The 18,656-nt window shown below is 61.6% G+C and carries 18 protein-coding genes; 12 read left to right on the forward strand and 6 right to left on the reverse strand.

Going from position 1 to position 18,656, the window contains the following annotated elements; all coding sequences use genetic code 11:
• Positions 1-75: 75 nt before the first annotated feature.
• The 3 genes from C495_RS12325 (at position 76) to C495_RS12335 (ending at position 2,668) form a co-directional block, all read left to right on the forward strand.
• Positions 76-798 (forward strand): hypothetical protein, encoded by a 723-nt coding sequence (locus C495_RS12325; RefSeq protein ID WP_008163367.1) that lies wholly within the window; start codon positions 76-78, stop codon positions 796-798.
• 227 nt (positions 799-1,025) lie between these two features.
• The gene (locus tag C495_RS12330; protein ID WP_008163368.1) at positions 1,026-1,814 is read left to right on the forward strand and encodes a class I fructose-bisphosphate aldolase; all 789 of its coding nucleotides are present in this window, start codon (positions 1,026-1,028) and stop codon (positions 1,812-1,814) included.
• Positions 1,811-2,668, forward strand: coding sequence for a class 1 fructose-bisphosphatase (locus C495_RS12335; protein WP_008163369.1), 858 nt, complete (start codon positions 1,811-1,813; stop codon positions 2,666-2,668). Before C495_RS12330 ends, C495_RS12335 begins: the two co-directional genes overlap by 4 nt.
• A 148-nt stretch (positions 2,669-2,816) precedes the next feature.
• Here C495_RS12335 and C495_RS12340 read toward each other — a convergent pair whose 3' ends face one another.
• Both C495_RS12340 and C495_RS12345 read right to left on the reverse strand, forming a co-directional pair.
• Positions 2,817-3,056 carry a hypothetical protein gene (locus C495_RS12340; protein ID WP_008163370.1) on the reverse strand — a complete coding sequence of 80 codons (240 nt, stop codon included), beginning with the start codon at positions 3,054-3,056 and terminating at the stop codon, positions 2,817-2,819.
• A gap of 152 nt (positions 3,057-3,208) precedes the next feature.
• Entirely contained in the window at positions 3,209-4,381 is a 1,173-nt protein-coding gene (locus C495_RS12345; protein WP_008163371.1) for a hypothetical protein, read from the reverse strand.
• 512 nt (positions 4,382-4,893) lie between these two features.
• On the opposite strand from C495_RS12345, the gene C495_RS12350 reads away from it, so the two are divergent.
• The gene (locus C495_RS12350) at positions 4,894-5,244 is read left to right on the forward strand and encodes a DUF5658 family protein (protein WP_008163372.1); all 351 of its coding nucleotides are present in this window, start codon (positions 4,894-4,896) and stop codon (positions 5,242-5,244) included.
• Positions 5,245-5,274: 30 nt separating this feature from the next.
• Here C495_RS12350 and C495_RS12355 read toward each other — a convergent pair whose 3' ends face one another.
• Entirely contained in the window at positions 5,275-5,976 is a 702-nt protein-coding gene (locus C495_RS12355) for a PH domain-containing protein (RefSeq protein WP_049890337.1), read from the reverse strand.
• A 231-nt stretch (positions 5,977-6,207) separates the two neighbouring features.
• Here C495_RS12355 and gdhB point away from each other — a divergent pair, with 231 nt between their 5' ends.
• Positions 6,208-7,482 (forward strand): glutamate dehydrogenase GdhB, encoded by a 1,275-nt coding sequence (gene gdhB, locus C495_RS12360; RefSeq protein ID WP_008163374.1) that lies wholly within the window; start codon positions 6,208-6,210, stop codon positions 7,480-7,482.
• A 150-nt stretch (positions 7,483-7,632) separates the two neighbouring features.
• Here the strand turns inward: gdhB and C495_RS12365 are convergent, their stop codons facing one another.
• A complete protein-coding gene (locus tag C495_RS12365) occupies positions 7,633-8,916 on the reverse strand; it encodes a Cdc6/Cdc18 family protein (protein ID WP_008163375.1) in 1,284 nt (427 codons plus the stop codon).
• Between the two features lie 929 nt (positions 8,917-9,845).
• Between C495_RS12365 and C495_RS12370 the strand changes: the two genes are divergently transcribed.
• From C495_RS12370 to C495_RS12385, 4 genes are all read left to right on the forward strand, one after another.
• Complete coding sequence (locus C495_RS12370) at positions 9,846-10,736, forward strand: HpcH/HpaI aldolase/citrate lyase family protein (RefSeq protein ID WP_083902483.1); 891 nt, start codon at positions 9,846-9,848, stop codon at positions 10,734-10,736.
• Between the two features lie 157 nt (positions 10,737-10,893).
• Positions 10,894-12,150, forward strand: coding sequence for a Glu/Leu/Phe/Val family dehydrogenase (locus C495_RS12375; protein WP_008163377.1), 1,257 nt, complete (start codon positions 10,894-10,896; stop codon positions 12,148-12,150).
• A 188-nt stretch (positions 12,151-12,338) separates the two neighbouring features.
• Positions 12,339-12,839 carry a DUF2062 domain-containing protein gene (locus tag C495_RS12380; protein WP_008163378.1) on the forward strand — a complete coding sequence of 167 codons (501 nt, stop codon included), beginning with the start codon at positions 12,339-12,341 and terminating at the stop codon, positions 12,837-12,839.
• A 111-nt stretch (positions 12,840-12,950) separates the two neighbouring features.
• The gene (locus C495_RS12385) at positions 12,951-13,754 is read left to right on the forward strand and encodes a DUF6517 family protein (RefSeq protein ID WP_008163379.1); all 804 of its coding nucleotides are present in this window, start codon (positions 12,951-12,953) and stop codon (positions 13,752-13,754) included.
• Between the two features lie 167 nt (positions 13,755-13,921).
• On the opposite strand, the gene C495_RS12390 is transcribed toward C495_RS12385, so the two are convergent.
• The gene (locus C495_RS12390) at positions 13,922-15,103 is read right to left on the reverse strand and encodes a DUF7544 domain-containing protein (RefSeq protein ID WP_008163380.1); all 1,182 of its coding nucleotides are present in this window, start codon (positions 15,101-15,103) and stop codon (positions 13,922-13,924) included.
• 186 nt (positions 15,104-15,289) lie between these two features.
• Between C495_RS12390 and C495_RS12395 the strand changes: the two genes are divergently transcribed.
• A complete protein-coding gene (locus C495_RS12395) occupies positions 15,290-16,099 on the forward strand; it encodes an RIO1 family regulatory kinase/ATPase domain-containing protein (protein ID WP_008163382.1) in 810 nt (269 codons plus the stop codon).
• A gap of 187 nt (positions 16,100-16,286) precedes the next feature.
• On the forward strand, positions 16,287-17,822 hold the full coding sequence (locus C495_RS12400) for an aldehyde dehydrogenase family protein (RefSeq protein WP_008163384.1): 1,536 nt from the start codon (positions 16,287-16,289) through the stop codon (positions 17,820-17,822).
• Between the two features lie 178 nt (positions 17,823-18,000).
• Here C495_RS12400 and C495_RS12405 read toward each other — a convergent pair whose 3' ends face one another.
• A complete protein-coding gene (locus C495_RS12405) occupies positions 18,001-18,183 on the reverse strand; it encodes a hypothetical protein (protein ID WP_008163387.1) in 183 nt (60 codons plus the stop codon).
• A gap of 247 nt (positions 18,184-18,430) precedes the next feature.
• On the opposite strand from C495_RS12405, the gene C495_RS12410 reads away from it, so the two are divergent.
• On the forward strand, positions 18,431-18,656 hold a 226-nt coding region (locus tag C495_RS12410), incomplete at its 3' end, for a sugar phosphate nucleotidyltransferase (RefSeq protein ID WP_008163389.1).

The following is an 18,656-nucleotide window of genomic DNA, read 5'->3' on the forward strand; positions in this document are numbered from 1 at the left end:
GTTTCATCATGTCGGTCTGCGGGAGAAAAATTCAAGGATGATGGCTGTAAGATCCAGACAGGTTCGGTGAATCGCGTGAGCAATAACGACGTCGCTGCCGAAACGGAGTCGAAGTCGGAAGTCGACACAGCGCCGAGTCGCAGTGTCGATCTCGGACTCGGGATCGACATCGAACTCGAGGCACTCGAGTCGACCGGCACCGATATCGAACTCACGTTCGACGAGGAGACGCTGCTCGAGGCGACCGACGTGTCCGCACACGAGACGCCAGCCAGCGATGGCCCGCACCTCGAGGGCGACGAACGAGCACAACTCGAGGCGGTCGGCGTCGATGTCGAGATGTTCCGAGAGAAAGCGTACTCCTACCAGATGTTGCTTGATGCCGGCGTCGACGAGTCGACCGCAAAGCGCTTGCGACGGCGATTCTCGCTCCCGTGGACGTTCGACCACGACGGCGACCTCGAGCAGCGCTCGAGTGCGGTCCGCGGCCTCGGTGCGGCCGAGCGGGAGTGGATCGCCAAAAGTGGTGACGAGGGATGGCAGACCTTCGAGTACGACGAGTCACCCATCGCGGCCGTTGCTCGAGAGAAACCCACAGAACGACCGTGGCCGAAGCCGACGCCGGTGACGGCGGTGACGGGTGTCGGCCCCGACGACGCCGACACACTGGCCGACGCCGGCATCCGCTCGGCGGAACGACTGGCGACGATCAACGCCTTCGAGGTCGCCAGCGTGCTCGACCTCGATGTCGTCCACGTTCGGACATGGCGACACAACGCACGGGAACTGCTCGCGTGACACATCTCGACGTCGACGGACGCCGGTTCGTTGTGGCTAGTACGAGGTCCGTACAGCGACGTTTCCTCGAGAAACCACCCATCTCACGTGCGCTCGAGTAGATCTGTACGGACTGCAGTTGATGGCCACCATCCCACCACAACCGTCAACTTACAACTACAGTTGTACGCAATTTCGATAGCTCGGACCATCAAAGATTTATAGCGGCCAGTTGGACCGACTAACAGATGATTCCGATCGACGACTCTCCGATCGTTCGCGACGGCAAGTCACTGATTCTCGCGATGGACCACGGGTTAGAGCACGGACCGGTCGACTTCAAAGACGTCCCGGAGAAACTCGACCCAGCGACGGTCTTCGAGACGGCTACCCACGACGCCGTCACCGCGATGGCCGTCCAGAAAGGCGTCGCCGAGGGCTACTACCCGAGCTACGAGGACGACGTCAACCTCCTGCTCAAACTCAACGGCACGTCGAACCTCTGGATGGGCGAGCCCGACTCGCCAGTCAACTGCTCGGTCGATTACGCCGCCGAACTCGGCGCTGATGCGGTCGGCTTTACCGTCTACAGCGGTTCGAACCACGAAGTCGAGATGTTCGAGGAGTTCCGCGACGCCCAAGAGAGCGCTCGCGAACACGACCTCCCGATGGTCATGTGGTCGTACCCCCGCGGACAGGGCCTGAAAAACGACACCAAGCCAAGCACCATCTCCTATGCGACCCGTATCGCCCTCGAGGTCGGTGCCGACATCGCGAAGGTCAAGTATCCCGGCAGCAAGGACGCGATGGCCCACGCCGTCAAATCCGCCGGTGACATGAAAGTCGTCATGAGCGGCGGCTCGAAGACCTCCGACTACGAGTTCCTCTCGACGATCGAAGCCGTGATGGACGCCGGTGCGAGCGGACTCGCCGTCGGCCGTAACGTCTGGCAGCGCGAGGACCCGACCCAGCTGCTCGACGCGCTGGAGAAGGTCATCTACGAGGGCGAAACCGCCGACGCCGCACTCGAGGAATGACGGTGTCCGATCCAGTCGAGGATATCGTCGCGACGATCAGCCGTTCGGCGACCGAAATCCGACAGGGACTGGTCGGCCGACGGGGGAAAGCCGACGAGGAAAACCCAAGCGGCGAGACCCAAGCCGAGGCGGACGTCTGGGCCGACGACTTACTCGCCGAGCGACTGTCGTCGATCGACGGCGTCGCCCAGTATGCAAGCGAGGAACGCGCGGAGATCATCGACTGTGACGACGACGGCTTCTCCGTGGCCGTCGACCCGCTCGATGGCTCTTCGAACCTCAAATCGAACAACACGATGGGGACGGTGTTTGGCATCTATGACGAGCCGCTTCCCGCCCCGGGCGCTGCCCTCGTTGCCGCGGGCTACGTGCTCTACGGCCCGATCACCACGATGGTGTACGCTCGCGACGGAACGGCCACGAAGTACGAACTCACCGGCGGCGAACGGACGATCGTCGAGCAGGATATCACGCTCCCCGACGATCCGATCACCTACGGTTTCGGCGGGCGCGTCCCCGACTGGCCCGACGACTTCGAGGCGTACGTCCGCGAAATCGAGTCCAACCCCAAACACAAGCTCCGCTACGGCGGCGCGATGATCGGCGACGTCAATCAGGTCCTCACCTACGGCGGCATCTTCGCCTACCCCGCCCTCGAGGACAGCCCCAACGGGAAACTCCGCCTGCAGTTCGAGGGGAACCCGATCGCCTACGTCATCGAGGCCGCGGGCGGCCGCTCCTCGAACGGCGAGCACTCGATCCTCGAGGTCGAGGCGACCGACCTCCACCAGCGCGTGCCGCTCCACGTCGGCAACACGAGCCTGATCGACCGCCTCGAGGCTGCACTCGCGTAAGCGACCGAGAGAATCGAGAGCGACACGCGCCGGTTCCGTCGGCCTCGAGTTTCATTCTCGAACTGGCCGTCATCAACACCGACGAGCGCGCCGGCGTCGGACTCGCCGAAACGACCGTTCACAGCCGCGTTCGCGGTCGACTCGAGGGCTACGCTGTGTCGCTCGAGCGCCACGCCGCCGTGACGGTTACGTAGAGCCCGACACCGGCGATCAACAGCAGGTAAAACGTCCACCGTGGCCACGTGTTCTGGAGGAAGAACAAGACCAGAAACACGACCCAGCCGGTGACGACGACGAGGTCGATCATGAGTCGAACGGCAGTGATCGCGGCTGCTTTCGTCGTACCATCGGAACGGGTGCTGGAACGGTCGGGAGTTTCGGAGGCCATTGCGATCAGTGTTGGGTGTGTGGTGGCGGGGGACGGTTCGAAACGAGCGACGACGGTTCATACGGAGTGCTGTCCCGATCTCCCGCCGATCGCCAGCACGGGTCGGCGATCGGCAGTCCGTGACGATAGCAGACTGTCTCAGTCGTCATCGGTCAGAAGTAGTAGCCGTAGGTTTCGGTCAGTTCGTACGCGCCGACACCCCAGACGTAGCTTTGTCCCGGCCACCACGTACGGGCGTTGTTGAAGCCCGCAACGAGGACGTCCCCCTCCTCACCGTCGGGGTCGGCGTGGTAGCTCACGGACCCGCTGTCGCCGTCGGTCAGATCCATCTCGCCGCCCCAGCGGATCTGCCCACGCCGGCAGAACTCGTCGGTGAAACAGGTCACCGCGTCGATCCCCTGAATCGCGCCGGTCGTATGCCCGGTGACTGCACCGACTTTCTCGAGTTCTTCGTCTCGAGCGATGAGATCGGCGAGTCCAAGCCGAGTGAACTGGCCACGGATACGAGTCGGCGTCGGCGTGTCGATCGTGTTCGAGGGCCTGTACCGGTCCGCAGGGGTGACAGCGACGATGTCTTCGATCGGGTGGGCGCGCTCAACAGGACCCAGTTCGACGGTTTCTGACCCCTCGACCGGCAGCGACAGGCGATCACCGTTCGAATCGGCCTCGTCTTCGAACGCGTGCTCGGCCGTCACGAAAAACTCCTCGCGCGTGTTCGGATCGTACAGCACGGGACCGAGCGTGGCGATGCTCCGCGGTGTTTCACAGGCCACACCGCTTGGAATGTCGGCGCTCGAGACAGAATCGACGAACCGCGGCTCGAACCCCTCGTGTTCGTCGTCGATGTCCTCGATGTCGATGATCGTCTCGACGTCGAGTGAGACGCCCTCGAACAGCCCGTCGAACGTCTCACGGAACGAACCGAGTCCGCTCGAGATACCGACGGAGACGGACGCCGTTTCGCTGGTGTACGATCCGGGAACCACTGCGCTCCCGAGATAGCCGGTCAAGGCGGTTCGGGCCAACAACTCGTTCAGTTCGAACGCCTTTTCGACGGCCGCATACCACGCGGCTGGCACGTATCGGATCCGCTCCTCGAGCGACCACGGGTCGTCGGGGTCAGATCTGACGAGCGCGGTGACGATCGGGACCTCCCCATCGCCGGCTGCGAGGAAGTCGTCAACGCCGAGAAACTGGGCGACACCGAGTGCGTAGCCTCCGGTGAGCAGGGTTCGGAGGAACTCGCGACGGTCCATGCCCGCTTCGACTCGGTCACGAATCGTCGCGAGTCGGGAGACGAGGGACTCGGTGTGTGTGTTTTCCATACCGCAGTACAGGTTCTCACTCGGGTGTTCTTCCCGTGCGGCCTAAGCTAATGTTCTCGTACACGAGACGGTCGATGACAGTAACAGATGACGGCAAACGGAGTCAAAGCCATTGTGCCTGCAACTGCTGATCAGCGCGTTGTCAGTACGGCACGCCGTCCCGCCGCGCGGTGGTGGGCCGTGTTCCCCCGTTCGAACGATCGGTCTCGACAGCTCCGGTGGCGAGTATCTGCTCCGTATCGATGACAACGGTCTGTTTCGCCCATCTTAACGGCACCGTCTCGACAGGGATATCGCTCACTACCGGTCGAAAACGGGACGCGTCGGTCTTTAGACGGACGAATCTGGGTGCGGCGATGTGGCACCTCGAGCGGTGTGTGTCGGGTGTTACCAGCGTGTTACGCCGTGCGTGGCGACCCTACGCCTGACATAACAATACCACACGTGGTGGAACCGTCGCATACGCTCCCGATGGGCGGTCCGACGACCGGTTCGATTCCGGTGGGGCGTCTATGAGTTCCGACGGCACACACCTGCGCTATGCCCTGCCCGGCGGGATGTCGCCGGCCGCCCTCGAGCGAGTGCTATGGGTTCTCGTCGGCCTCTCGCTGATCGGTGACGTCGTGACGACGTTCGTCGGACTGCATCTCGGACTGGCCGAATCGAACCCGGTCGCTCGGAGCGCGATCGAGGGGTACGGACTGGTCGGAATGCTCGCGCTAAAGGGCATTGCGATCGGTATCGGACTGCTCTGTCGACCCCTACTCCCCAGTGCCTACCAGCCAGTCGTTCCCGCAGGGCTTGCACTCCCGTGGACGGCGGCCGTCTGTATCAACGTCTACATGATCTCGACGGCGATCTGAACTGTGACGGGACGGACAACCGAGTTCGGGTTACTTGTTGCTGTCAGCGCACCCGCGCTCGAGGGCACCATCGTCGCTTGCAGTTGCCTCCGGTTGCGACTCGGTTAAGCTACGCCTCTCGTCGGTCGTGGTTCCGCGCACGTCTGTTTCCTCCTCGAGGAGCGTTCGGATCGCTTGGAGTTCGTGGAGGATCTCCGCAAGGACCTCGTCGGTTGGGTCAGCCGTCGCTGGGCGGGCAGTGTCGGTACCGCGTGAGACGTGACTGGAGATCAACTGCTGAACCGATCGCGGCTCCGGCACGGATCGAAACCGCATCTCGACGCCAGCGCCGCCGGCGGAGCTGACCTCGACATGACCGTATCCAAAGCGTGTCCCGAGCGCGCTCTGGCTGTAGGACGTGTTCTGGACTTTTTCGAAGTCGATCCGCTTGACGTCCCGCGAGAACACCCCCTGTTTCTCGTAGAGCCCAGCGGAGGTCACAACGTAGTCCGTGCTGCGAATCCAGAGCACTGCCCACCCGACAATCGGGACTGTGACCGCCCCGAGAACGGCCGCAAGCGCCAGCCCAGCAACCGCATTGAACGGGACGACAGCGAGTGCAGCCACCGGCAACGCGAGCAACAGTACCGTCGGCATGATCGTCCGGCGGTCGGGCGAACCGGCCCAGAGCACCGACTCATCGCTGTCGAGCGATAGCCACTCGAGGTCCGCCTCGTCGAACAGTCCAGTCATACGCTCGAGCACACACAGCGACGAGAAAAGCATGCTGTTAGCTGTGTGTCGAAACCACAAGACGCGTGTGCCGTGCAAATATTGCACGAACCTCGACAAAGTAGCAAGGATTATCTTTTCCGCCGGAAAACATATCATAAGTACCCGGAGACGGTCGCCGCTGTCCGTGCGGCCGTCGAGAGCTGGTCACGGAGATCCGCTCGCTTCGGGCGCGCTATCTACGGCAACACTATGACAACATCTGAACCTGCGTCGGAACTGGAAGAGGAGAGTGCCGTCGAAACAGCCCGCCGTCAACTCGAGCGTGCTGCCGCCCATCTCGACGTCGACGAGGGAATCGTCGAGCGCCTGCGCCACCCGACGAGCGTCTACCGCGTGACGATCCCACTCGAGCGCGATGACGGCAGCCGAGAGATGTTCACAGGGTATCGCGCCCACCACGACAGCGTCCGTGGGCCGTACAAAGGCGGCCTGCGCTACCACCCCGGTGTAACCGAGGAAGAGTGTGTCGGCCTCTCGATGTGGATGACCTGGAAGTGTGCCGTGATGGACCTCCCCTTCGGCGGCGCAAAAGGTGGCGTCGTCGTCGATCCGAAAGAACTCAGCGAGGACGAAACCGAGCGGCTCACCCGTCGCTTCGCGGAGGAACTGCGACCCGTTATCGGGCCGATGAAAGACATCCCTGCACCCGACATGGGGACCGGCCCACAGGAGATGGCGTGGTTCATGGACGCCTACTCGATGCAACAAGGCGAGACCGAACCCGGCGTCGTCACCGGCAAGCCGCCGGTTATCGGTGGCTCCTACGGCCGCGAGCGCGCACCCGGCCGGAGCGTCGGCATCGTCGCTCGAGAAGCGATCGACTACTACGACTGGGACATCGAAGACACGACCGTCGCTGTCCAAGGGTTCGGGAGCGTCGGCGCAAACGCCGCTCGCTATCTCGACGACCTCGGGGCGTCGATCGTCGCTGTCTCGGACATCGACGGCGCGATCTACGACCCTGATGGCCTCGACACGACCGACGTCGAAGACCACGACGAAACCCCAGGTATGGTTTCGGGGTACGACGCCCCCGAAACGCTTGCGAACGACGAACTGCTCGAACTCGACGTCGATATCCTCATTCCGGCCGCGATCGGGAACGTTCTGACCGGCGAGAACGCACGCGACATCAGTGCGAACCTAATCGTCGAAGGCGCGAACGGACCGACGACCTCGACGGCCGACCAGATCTTCGAGGAACGAGACATCCCGGTCATCCCCGACATCGTCGCCAACGCCGGCGGTGTCACCGTCAGCTACTTCGAGTGGCTCCAAGACATCAACCGTCGCAAGTGGAGCCTCGAGCGCGTCCACCAAGAACTCGAAGACGAGATGCTGCAGGCGTGGACCGCCATCCGCAAGGAGTACGACGCTCGAGACGTCACCTGGCGCGATGCGACCTACATCGTCGCACTGTCGCGGATCGCCGAGGCCCACGACGCCCGCGGGCTCTGGCCATAGTCTCGAGCGGCCCAGTTAGCGATCAGTTGCAGCGACAGCTCACCCACCCCCCTCGTTCAGACTGAAACAGGAACGCAGATCGTTCGTCGGTGTCTGTGGTCGTCCCCCAACCGATCTCGGTCTATCGGACCTGACGGCCACACGACGGTCTCAGGAAAACGAGGTAAGATCGACGTCACGGTTGCCCGTCCCGTGACCCGTCTCCACCAGTTGATCGTACGCCGGCAGTTCCTCGAGTGAGTCATCTCGACGAACGGCTTTGATGATGTGTTTTGGGTCGGTGACGAGCCGATGCAGGAGATAACTGCCCTGTGAGCGGCCGCCACCGGTCTTTTCGGACTCGATCACGCCGAGGAAGGCCTGCTCTTTGAGCTGGCGATAGAGGCCGTTTTCGGTGATGGGGTCGGTCGTAACCATGTTACAGATGCCGACGTAGCGCTCGTAGATCTCTCGGGTCTTGTGGGTCTCGCGGTCGCCGGTGATGATCCGACTCGCCAGCGCGTACAGCGCGAGTTTCGCGTGGACGGTTGCCCCGCTGGTGAGTTCCTCGATGCGGTTGATCTCGGCGACCTCCTGGGCCTGCTGAATGTGCTCCTCGGAGACGGTCTCCGAGCCGGTTCGACGGGCGAGTTCGCCGGCTTCTTTCAGGATCTCGATCGCTTTGCGGGCGTCGCCGTGTTTCTTGGCGGCCAGCGCCGCACAGAGTTCGATCGTGCCGTCTTCTAAGACCTCGGGCTGAAACGCGTCCTCGCGGTTTCGCATGATCTCCCGAAGCTGTGAGGCGTCGTACGGGTGAAAGAACAGCTCCCGGTGGCCAAAGCTGCTGTCGATACGTTCGTCGAGCGTCTCCCTGTATTTGACCTTGTTACTGATGCCGATGACGCCGATGTAGGTGTCCGTCTTCTGAGCCTCACGGGCTCGTGAGAGCTGCATCAAGATATTGCTGTTGTCCAGTTTGTCGATCTCGTCTAGAATAACGATGATCGCATCGAAAAAGCCCTCGAGAATCCCCCAGATGTGCTGGTAGTACTCCATCGTTCCGACACCCCGCAGTGGGATGTTCTCTTGATAGCCCGTCTGATCTTTCAAGCTGAGTGCCAACTGTCGCGTCGCACGCGTTTCCGTGTTCGCTTCGGAACAGTCGATATAGAGCACACCACAGTCGATTTCGTTGTCTCGAGCGGCCGTCTGTGCTCGTGTGGCGACGTGCCTCGAGATGAGGCTCTTTCCGGTGCCGGTCTTGCCGTAGATCATCACGTTGTTCGGCGGATCACCTCGCGTGATCGCCCCGACCTCGGCGGCGACGGACTGGATCTCGTCGTCCCGACCGACGATGCGGTCTTCGTCGGGGACGTGACCCACGTGGAGGAGTTCCTTCCGATCGAAGATCGGATCGTGAGATTGGAAAAGCGGGTCCCCTGCCTGTTCAGCCATATCTCCGTTCTTGGAGACACACATAATAAAACTATGGAAGGTAGTTCAGACTGATAACGACCGAGTAGACGTTTTCAGACGGAGCTTTTCGCCTGTCTCAGCTACAACCGCCGCTGATCCGGATGCAGACTGTACTGTCCAGTCAGGGAAGGGATCGATCGAGACCCCCACACCCCTCGTTCAGAGTGAAAAGCCGTCCGAGGGGGGGTGGGGGTGGTGTGGGCTGCGTGGCGACGTGAGTACGACTGGGCAACAACAACCGAGGACGCAAGCAGTGAGTTCCCGTTTCGCTTCGGTATCTATCTAGAGCTACACACCTAGCTAGTATAGTAGTATTATATCTTACGATAGAAGCGATTTCTGCCACAAAAGAACGAATGCTATCGTAGAACACTCCCGCTCTCGAGCGTCCTTTATATGTCTGGTCCGAAATATGCCGACACCGGGACACTCTCTCGAGCTCGCTTTCACTCTGAACGAGGGGGGTGGGGGTCCACCAACCAGCACGACATAATGCGGCGTGTTGCATAGTTCGACGTGTTGTATCCAATACGGGCAGACACTCGCTCACTCTCGAGTCACCCCTTGTTCAGTCTGAAATTCGACAGGCACGAGACGGGGGCGAGCAGTCTTGACGGCTTCGTTTCACTCTGAACGACGGGTCCCTCCGTTTCGGTGTCTGACCATGACTCGCGCCTGCTGGCAGTCGCAACTATCTCACCGAATCTACTGCCATCGCCGATTCCACAGCGACAGTCGTCACCGACAGCTCGAGCGAAACGTCCCGAACGATTTTTCACTCTGAATCAGGGGTGCCTGTCAACGTACGTTCCGGTTCAGGACATCGGAACAGGAGCCCGTCTCACTTGCCAGTACACCCGTCGCACTCGCCAGTACACCTTTACTTGTGGGTCGTAGAGTCACTCCGTATGGGACGTAGAAGTGTCATGTTTACGCCAGGGGATCGCCCCGAAATGCTTCGAAAATCGCCCACTGCAGGGGCTGACGTACTTGTTTTCGACCTCGAGGACGCAGTCGCCCCACAGCGCAAGGCCGATGCACGTGAAACGGTGCGTGCGGTACTCACCGATCCGGCGTTCGATCCGGACTGTGAAGTCTGTGTTCGGGTCAACGCCAGCGAATCCGCGATTGCGGCTGATCTCGAGGGACTTCTCCAGCCTGCCGATGACGAGCTTCGACTCGATAGCCTCATGCTTCCGAAAGTCGACTCGCCGGCGGATGTCGAGTGGCTTGCGGACGAACTCGAGGCCCACGACGGCTCGTTCCCTGTCTTTGCGCTGATCGAGAGCGCTGCAGGTGCCCTCGCTGCACCGGCGATCGCCGCCGTTCCGGCGACCGATGCGCTCGTGTTCGGTGCCGAAGACCTCTCAGCGGACCTCGGCGCGACCCGCACGGCCGACGGAACCGAAGTCCTGTACGCACGCGAGCGTGTCGTCCTCGCCGCTGCTGCCCACGACTGTACGGCGATCGACACGCTGGTCACCGATTTCGGAAACGAAGCGCAACTCCGGGAGGACACCGCGTTCTCGGTCCAACTCGGCTACGATGGGAAACTGGCGATCCACCCCTCACAGGTCGACCCGATCAACGAGGCGTTTACGCCCTCGGGATCGGATCGCGAGTGGGCTCGGCGTGTCCTCGAAGCCAAACAACACGCGGACGCCGAGGGTCGGGGCGTCTTCGAAGTCGACGGCGAGATGATCGACGCGCCGCTGATCGCACAGGCTGAGCGAATCCGCTCTCGGGCCGTTGCAGCGGATCGGTGGCACGGGTCAAATGGGTCTGATGCCAGTCAGTGATCGGTCCACTCGTCGTGTGGCTCGACACCGCTGACGGCGACCGTTCCCGTGCACGACTCACGAATATATAACCGAATCCGAACACCTTATATTGAATATTATGCACTATGAATAGCATTCGTCACGTTTATTTTGGTTTCCTTGGAAGGCATACTCAATGTCAGGTGAAACAAACCCGTTCGAAAGTCTTCAGTCTCAGATCGATGAGGCTGCTATCCATCTCGATGTCGGCGACGACGTTATCGAGCGGCTCAAACACCCGGAACGAGTCCTCGAGACGAACCTCACGATCGAGCGCGACGACGGTAAACTCGAGCGATTCAAGGCGTTCCGGTCGCAGTTCAACGGCGACCGCGGCCCGTACAAGGGCGGCATTCGCTACCACCCACAGGTTTCCCGTGACGAAGTGAAGGCGCTGTCGGGCTGGATGGTCTACAAGTGTGCGACCGTCGGCATCCCCTACGGTGGCGGCAAAGGCGGGATCATCATCAACCCTGACGAGTACTCCGAGTCCGAACTCGAGCGCGTCACCCGTGCGTTCGCAAAGGAACTGCGCCCACTCATCGGCGTGGACCGTGACATCCCCGCGCCCGACGTGAACACGGGCCAGCGGGAGATGAACTGGATCAAAGACACTTACGAGACGCTCGAGAACACTACGGAGCCGGGTGTCATTACGGGCAAAAACATCGCCAGCGGTGGCAGCGAGGGCCGCGTCGAGGCAACCGGTCGCTCGACTGTGCTGGCCGCCCGCGAAGCGTTCGACTACCTCGACAAGGACCTCGAGGGCGCGACCGTCGCCGTGCAGGGCTACGGGAACGCCGGCTGGATCTCCGCGAAACTGATCGACGAGATGGGCGCGACCGTCGTCGCCGCCAGCGACTCGAGTGGTGGTATCTACAACCCCGACGGCTTCGACCCAGTCGCAGCGAAAGACCACAAAAACGAGACTGGCAGCATCGTCGGCTACGAGGAGGCAACGGAAGAAGTTACCAACGAAGACATCCTGACGATGGATGTCGATCTATTGATCCCTGCCGCCCTCGAGAACGCGATCGACGCCGACCTCGCCGAGGACGTCACAGCCGACGTCATCTCCGAGGCCGCAAACGGACCACTGACCCCCAAAGCGGACGCCGTCCTCGAGGACAAGGACGTCTTCGTGATTCCGGACATCCTCGCCAACGCCGGCGGTGTCACCGTCAGCTACTTCGAGTGGGTCCAGAACCGCCAGCGCTTCTCCTGGACCGAAGAGCGAGTCAACGAGGAACTCGAGGCGCTCATCGTCGACGCCTTCGACGCGCTCGTCGAAACGATCGAGGAACACGACCTCGACAACCCACGGACCGCAGCGTACGTGGTTGCGATCGAGCGAGTCGCGAACTCGTTCGAGGAAGCCGGCTCGTTCCCCTGAGACGGGCTGTTACCACGACTCCCGTGGACCCACGACCGTCTTCGGGTGCGCCGGTACTGACAGTTCTACGGCTGTGTTCTGCGTTCTGACACCATTTCACTTTGTCGCGCCCGTTATCCACACTGGAAGTCGATTGCGAACTCGATGTCTTTTTCCCCGACGACTGGAAACTGAACGATAGTCCGTGAATGGTACGAAGACGACTGTCCCGGTATCGGGCTCGAGTTCGTCGGAAACTCCTCACTGCGTTCCGTGAAGAGCGAACGCCACGGCAGATCGCTGCGAGTTTCGCGCTCGGGATCTTTATCACTGCGCTGCCGACCGGCGGCGTCGGGATCGGGCTGTTTTTCGTCTTCATCTCGGTGTGGTCGTGGATCAGCAAGCCGGCAATCTTCGCCGCCGTCATCGTCCTCAACCCTGTCGTCAAGCCGGCAGTCTACCTCGCGAGTTTTCAAGTCGGCGCACTGGTGTTGGGACAGAACCGAGTTCGCTCGTCCGAGACGACCATGACTGAATCAGCGTGGGCCGGCATACAGCAACTGCTCGTAGGCAACGTCGTGCTCGCGGTCGCGCTCTCGGGGCTGGGATACGTGCTCCTCCTGTCGCTGACCCGACGATACCGTCGCCGATCGAACCAACAGTCCATACCCGCGCCGCCGTCCGATATTCGTGGTCTCTTTCGACGCTAGCCGCTTGATATCAGTCGAGACTGCGTTCAACCATCACAGACAGTCTCGTCTACTGACACCCAGCGGAGAATACAGTAAACACTTATGAACTCAACACTGATGTAGTCGGAAATGAACCGACGAACGGTGCTCGGCGGACTCGGTGCGGTGGGGCTGGCTGCATTGTCCGGCTGTCTCGGTGTAGTCGGTATGGACGAACACGAATCGTCGCCGGCTGGCGTCGACGAGAGCGTCCGATCGGAGACCGGCTACGACCAGACCGGTATCGATCCGATCGACATCGAAGAGGACGTTGGCGCTGGCCCCATCTCGGAGACGATTGCTGTCACGAACTACCTGACCGAACACGAGAAGGCAGTCGACATGGGGCCGCTTGGACGCCAGCGCGGTGCCATCTTCATGGTCCTGACGAGCCCCAAGATCGGTGCGGCTGGGCAAAATTTCAACCCCATCGAGGAGATGGATGCCGACGAACTCGTCGCGCTCGTCGAAGACAACTACGACGATATCAGCGACATCACACGCGAGGAGCGAGACGAGGTCACGATCCTCGAGCAGTCGACGACGCGCTCGCGGTTCAGTGCCGATGCGACGTTCAGCGGCCAGTCCCTCGAGGTCGATCTCCACGTCAGCGAGGCCGTCGAGGCGGGCGACGATCTACTCGTCACGATCGGTGTCTACCCGCAGCGAGTCCGCAGTATGGAAGAAGCGAACGTGCTCGATCTGATGGCGGGCGTCACCACGGATATCGACGAGGGCGCTGCTGACGACGACGATGAGACCGCGGATGACGACACCGACGATATCGAGGACGGCGACGACGACTCGAGCGATGCGGACGGCACCGAGGAGGACGAGACGAGGGATGACGACGATGGCGACGGTGACGACGGGTTACTCGGCCGTCTCCCGTAGCGAACCCCCTCTGGTGTGCGCGTGCTCGGTGTTCCGGTCGACCGATCGCGAAGCGATAGACGACGCAGACGCACTCCGGGCCATCAGTGCCGGCACCTGCCGACTTTTGGGTGTCCCGGCCATCGGGACTGAAGACCGTCTCAGACGACCGTCAGGTACTCGAGTCGCTACCAGCCGCGGTCGTCGTCGCGGCCGTTCTCGTCGCGTTCTTGATCCCGTGTGTCGTCGCCCCACAGATCGTCCGGATCGTCGTCCCACGAGCGGCCGTCGTCGGTCGACCAGCGGTCCCGATCCTGTGAGTCGCGGTCGTCGTGGTCGGTGCGGGTGTCGCCGTTCCAGCCGTCGTCCTGGTCGGCCAGTTCACCGCCGTCGGAGCGAACTGCCGCTCGCTGGTCGGGAATCAGATCGAGGTCAGGGTCCGTATCGCCAAGCAGTAACAGCGCGTAGTACTGGAAGTACGTCGCGATCGGCGTCCAGACGAGTGCGATGAACAACAGGATGCTCACGACTGCCAACACCACGACCGGAACCGCCAACAATAGGCCGATATCGCCGATGAGCGCGAGCAAGACGAGTACGATCGCAAACGGTATCAGCAGTGCCAAGACACCGAACGCGATACCGAACCAGGCGGCGATCGAGATCGCGATCGAGAGAATCCAGACCAACAGCAGATAGACCACGTACTCGAGCCAGTTACCCCGTACTGTCGGCCAGAATCGACCCCAAGCGCTGAGCACGCCGCGGTCTTCTTTGAGCATGACCGGGACGACGAAGGCGCTGGTAAAGCGCTGGACGATCGAGTAGCCGACGAAGAGTCCGAACCCGTACAGAGCGTACGCCGCAACCAATCCCGCCGAGAGTCCGCCGAGTTCACCCTGGAAGAAGACGATCGCACCCGGACCGACAGCCAAAACGCCGGTGACGAGTAACACCCCTAACTGGAACAGGAACAGCCGAACGCCGTTGCCAATGTTCGCGGAAAAGTACCGTCTGAGATGCACCTCACTCGAGCGTAACGATTCGATGAAGACGAACTCCATGACCGCGCCAATGATCGTATAGAGCAGCCAGAACACCAGCACGATCCCGGCGACGATGAGCAGCCCCAGTATGAGCTCTTCGACCGGGAACTCGTCTCCGAACGCCGTTTCGAACTCGGTGGTGTCATCGATTGTCGGCTCGGTCACCGTTCCAACGTCGCCGCCGGGCACCGTTGGGCCACTGAATCCGAGCGAACTCACGAAGAAGACGACGATTGCGAGTTTGACCCACAACCCGAATCGGATCGGTGTCAGGAGGTTTCGCGTCGTGGCGAGTGCGTCACTCAGGTTGTCGATCGCGTCCATACTCGGTTCCGTATTCCGTTGCGGGATTGATAATAATACTGCTCCGAGCACACCCCATCTCCGATTTTGGCTGTCGGCGTCGCCGTTCGAACGGTGGAGTGGACGGCTATTATTAACAGATGTATTATACGTCTCGATAGCGACAGTTCGAGACGCATTTAACTCCCAAGCCCTCACATCCGACGTATGGATATCCGCCGGCTTGCACGAGGAACCGTCGAATGGAGCCGCCTCGAGCGTGTCATCCAGACGCTGGCGGATCGGTACGGTCGCGAGTGTGTCCGCGTCGAGTTTCTCGAGGCTGACAACTGGCTGTCGGTTCCCTGTGTGATCGAGGAGGAGTGGTTCGTCAAGATCGTCTCGCGACAGAACGCCCTCGTCCACGCCATGTTGACGACCGGACGCAACGTCGGCGCAGTCTCGGCGGGCACTGGCGGGTTTTTCGGCCGGTTCGACACGCCACGGGAGATGGTCGAACATGAGTACGAAGCGACCGAGCGAATGCGTGAGATCGGAATCAACGCACCACGCCCGATCGACGCCTTCGAAGTCAACGGCCTCGGTGTGCTCGTCCTCGAGTATCTGCCCGACTTTCGATCGTTGGACGACGCACCCGACTGGCTCGTCGCCGAGCGGGCCTCGGAGCTGTTCGAGATGCTGGCGACACTGCGCGATCACGGCATGGCTCACGGCGATCTGCGGGCCGAAAATATCCTCCTGTGTGACGACGAGTTCTACTTCATCGACGCGACCAACGTCCACGACGACCGTGTCGAAGAGACCACCGCCTACGACCTCGCCTGTGCACTCGCCGTCCTCGAGCCACGGATCGGCGCTCACGACGCCGTCGCGGCCGCCAAACCGGTGTACGAGCCCTCGGAATTGCTGCTTTCCCGTCGATTTCTCGATTTCGTCCGCCTGCGACCGGACCACGAGTTCGATGCCGCGACGTTACGGACCGAACTCGAGCGGGCGGCCAACGTTGACCGACTGTAACGGGTCGTTGCCGACCCAACTGAAACCGGACTGATACCAACAACCGTTACAGCCCATCAGTTGGTGAGATGTTGCCGGTCAGTGACGACCGTATTCGGTCGCCGGCGGCCAGACTGTTCGGGTTGGCTGGCTGCCGACCGTGTGAATCACCAGCACCGTTTTCAGGACAGTCGTCGTCTCTATTGGTATGAGCCAACACGCAACAGCACACGTATCCGGCCACTACATCGGCGGCGAGTGGATCGACGGACACGGCTCTGTGACCTTCGAAAGCGAGAACCCGGCGACCGGCGAGTCGCTCGCGACGTTCCGGCGCGGGACGGCTGCCGACGTCGACGCAGCGCTTGCAGCCGCCGAGGACGCCTTCGAGGAGTGGCGGTCACTGTCGTACATCGACCGTGCGGAGTACCTCTGGGACATCTACCACGAACTGCGTGATCGCCACGCGGAACTCGGCGAAATCGTCTCGAGGGAGTGTGGCAAGGAGATTTCGGAGGGGAAAGCCGATGTCACCGAAGCCTGGCACATGGTCGAGTGGGCGGCGGGCAACGCTCGCCATCCGCACGGCGATGTCGTCCCCTCGGAAGTCGCGGGCAAAGATTCCTACATGCGCCGCAAGCCCCGGGGCGTCGTCAGCTGTATCACCCCGTGGAACTTCCCGGTCGCGATCCCGTTCTGGCATATGGCCATCGCGCTCGTCGAGGGCAACACCGTCGTCTGGAAGCCCGCCGAACAGACGCCGTGGTGTGGCCAGATCATCGCCGAGATGTTCGAAGACGCCGGCATTCCCGACGGCGTCTTCAACATGGTCCAGGGCTACGGCGATGCCGGCAGTGCGCTCGTCGACGATTCGAGGGTCGACACCGTTCTCTTTACCGGCTCCGCCGAAGTCGGCCACGAAATCGCCGACACGGTCGGCGGCGAACCCGGCAAACTCGCGGCCTGTGAGATGGGCGGCAAAAACGGGATCATCGTTACGGAGGACGCCGACCTCGACATCGCCGTCCACTCCGCAGTGATGTCCAGTTTCAAGACGACCGGCCAGCGCTGTGTCTCCGCCGAGCGCCTGATCGTCCACACCGACGTCTACGACGAGTTCAAAGCCCGATTCGTCGAGATCGCTGAAGACATCGCCGTCGGCGACCCGCTCGAGGCGTCGACGTTTATGGGACCGGCGATCGAGGCCGACCACGTCGCAAAGATCCGCAGCCACAACGAACTGGCCGTCGAGGAGGGTGCCGAGGTGCTGGTCGACCGCTTCGAACTCGAGGCCGCCGAGATTCCTGACGGCCACGCCGAGGGCCACTGGGTCGGTCCCTTCGTCTACGAGATCGAGTACGACGGCGACCTGCGCTGTCTGAACGAGGAGTGTTTCGGTCCCCACGTCGCCTTGCTCGAGTACGACGGCGACGTCGAACGGGCCCTCGAGATCCACAACGACACGCCGTACGGACTCGCGGGTGCGATCATCTCGGAAGACTACCGCCAGCTCAACGCCTTCCGCGATCGGGCGGACGTGGGGCTCGCGTACGCGAATCTGCCGTGTATCGGCGCTGAAGTACAGCTCCCCTTCGGCGGCGTGAAGAAATCCGGCAACGGCTATCCGAGTGCGCGTGAGGCCATCGAGGCCGTCACCGAGCGGACGGCGTGGACGATGAACAACTCGACAGAGATCGAGATGGCACAGGGCCTCTCGGCGGATATTACCACCAGCGAGGACTGACGAGGCCCTGTTAGTTCCAGCAAAACTGAGTCATACACGCATCGCACAGCGAACGGGTCACGTCGTTCGCTCACGGGTCGTCCCTCCCCGTTCGCATTTCCGCGGGTCTCGCTCACGTCGTTCGCGTCGACCCGCGCTCCCGTCGTACGATGGGGTGTACAGTAGGTTTCAATGGCTGTTATAGCACTTCCGTCACTACGACGTAGCCGATATAGAGCAACACAGCAAGAACAGCGAGTGACACGACTGTGCTTACGACCCACGTCACGAGTCCGAAGACGATTGCGAGGACCTCGAGGAGGACCCACAGTGCAACGAGACCAGCCACACCGAGGCCGACGATTCGCAAGGTATCTGCCATACAGAGACTGACAACATGAATCAGTATGAGTATTTGTATCCGGCGCTGTTGATACTGTCGGACAGCACGATTCGACGATCGGCCGCGCGACTGTGGCCGTCACCCTCGGAGACGGCTGCGAATTCGCGACCGACGTCTTACTGACTGCTGTCCGACAGTATGAGCCCCCTTTCGAGGAAAGTTGGTCTGACGCACACCGGACCACGAGCGAATCGCTTATCCGATGGTTCATGGAAGGGGCCCATACATGAAAGCAGTCGTCCTTGCCGCTGGCCAGGGCACACGTATTCGACCACTCTCCGATTCGGTCCCGAAGCCGATGCTGCCGGTCGCAGATCGGCCGCTTGTCGCCCACACGATCGACGCGGCGATCGACGCTGGCGCGAACGAAGTCGTCCTCGTCATCGGTTACGAGGCTGACACCGTCCGTGACTACTTCGGCGCAGAATACCGCCTGTCTCTTATACACATCT

Origin of the sequence: Natronorubrum sulfidifaciens JCM 14089, assembly GCF_000337735.1 — an archaeon.
GTDB classification, from domain to species: domain Archaea; phylum Halobacteriota; class Halobacteria; order Halobacteriales; family Natrialbaceae; genus Natronorubrum; species Natronorubrum sulfidifaciens.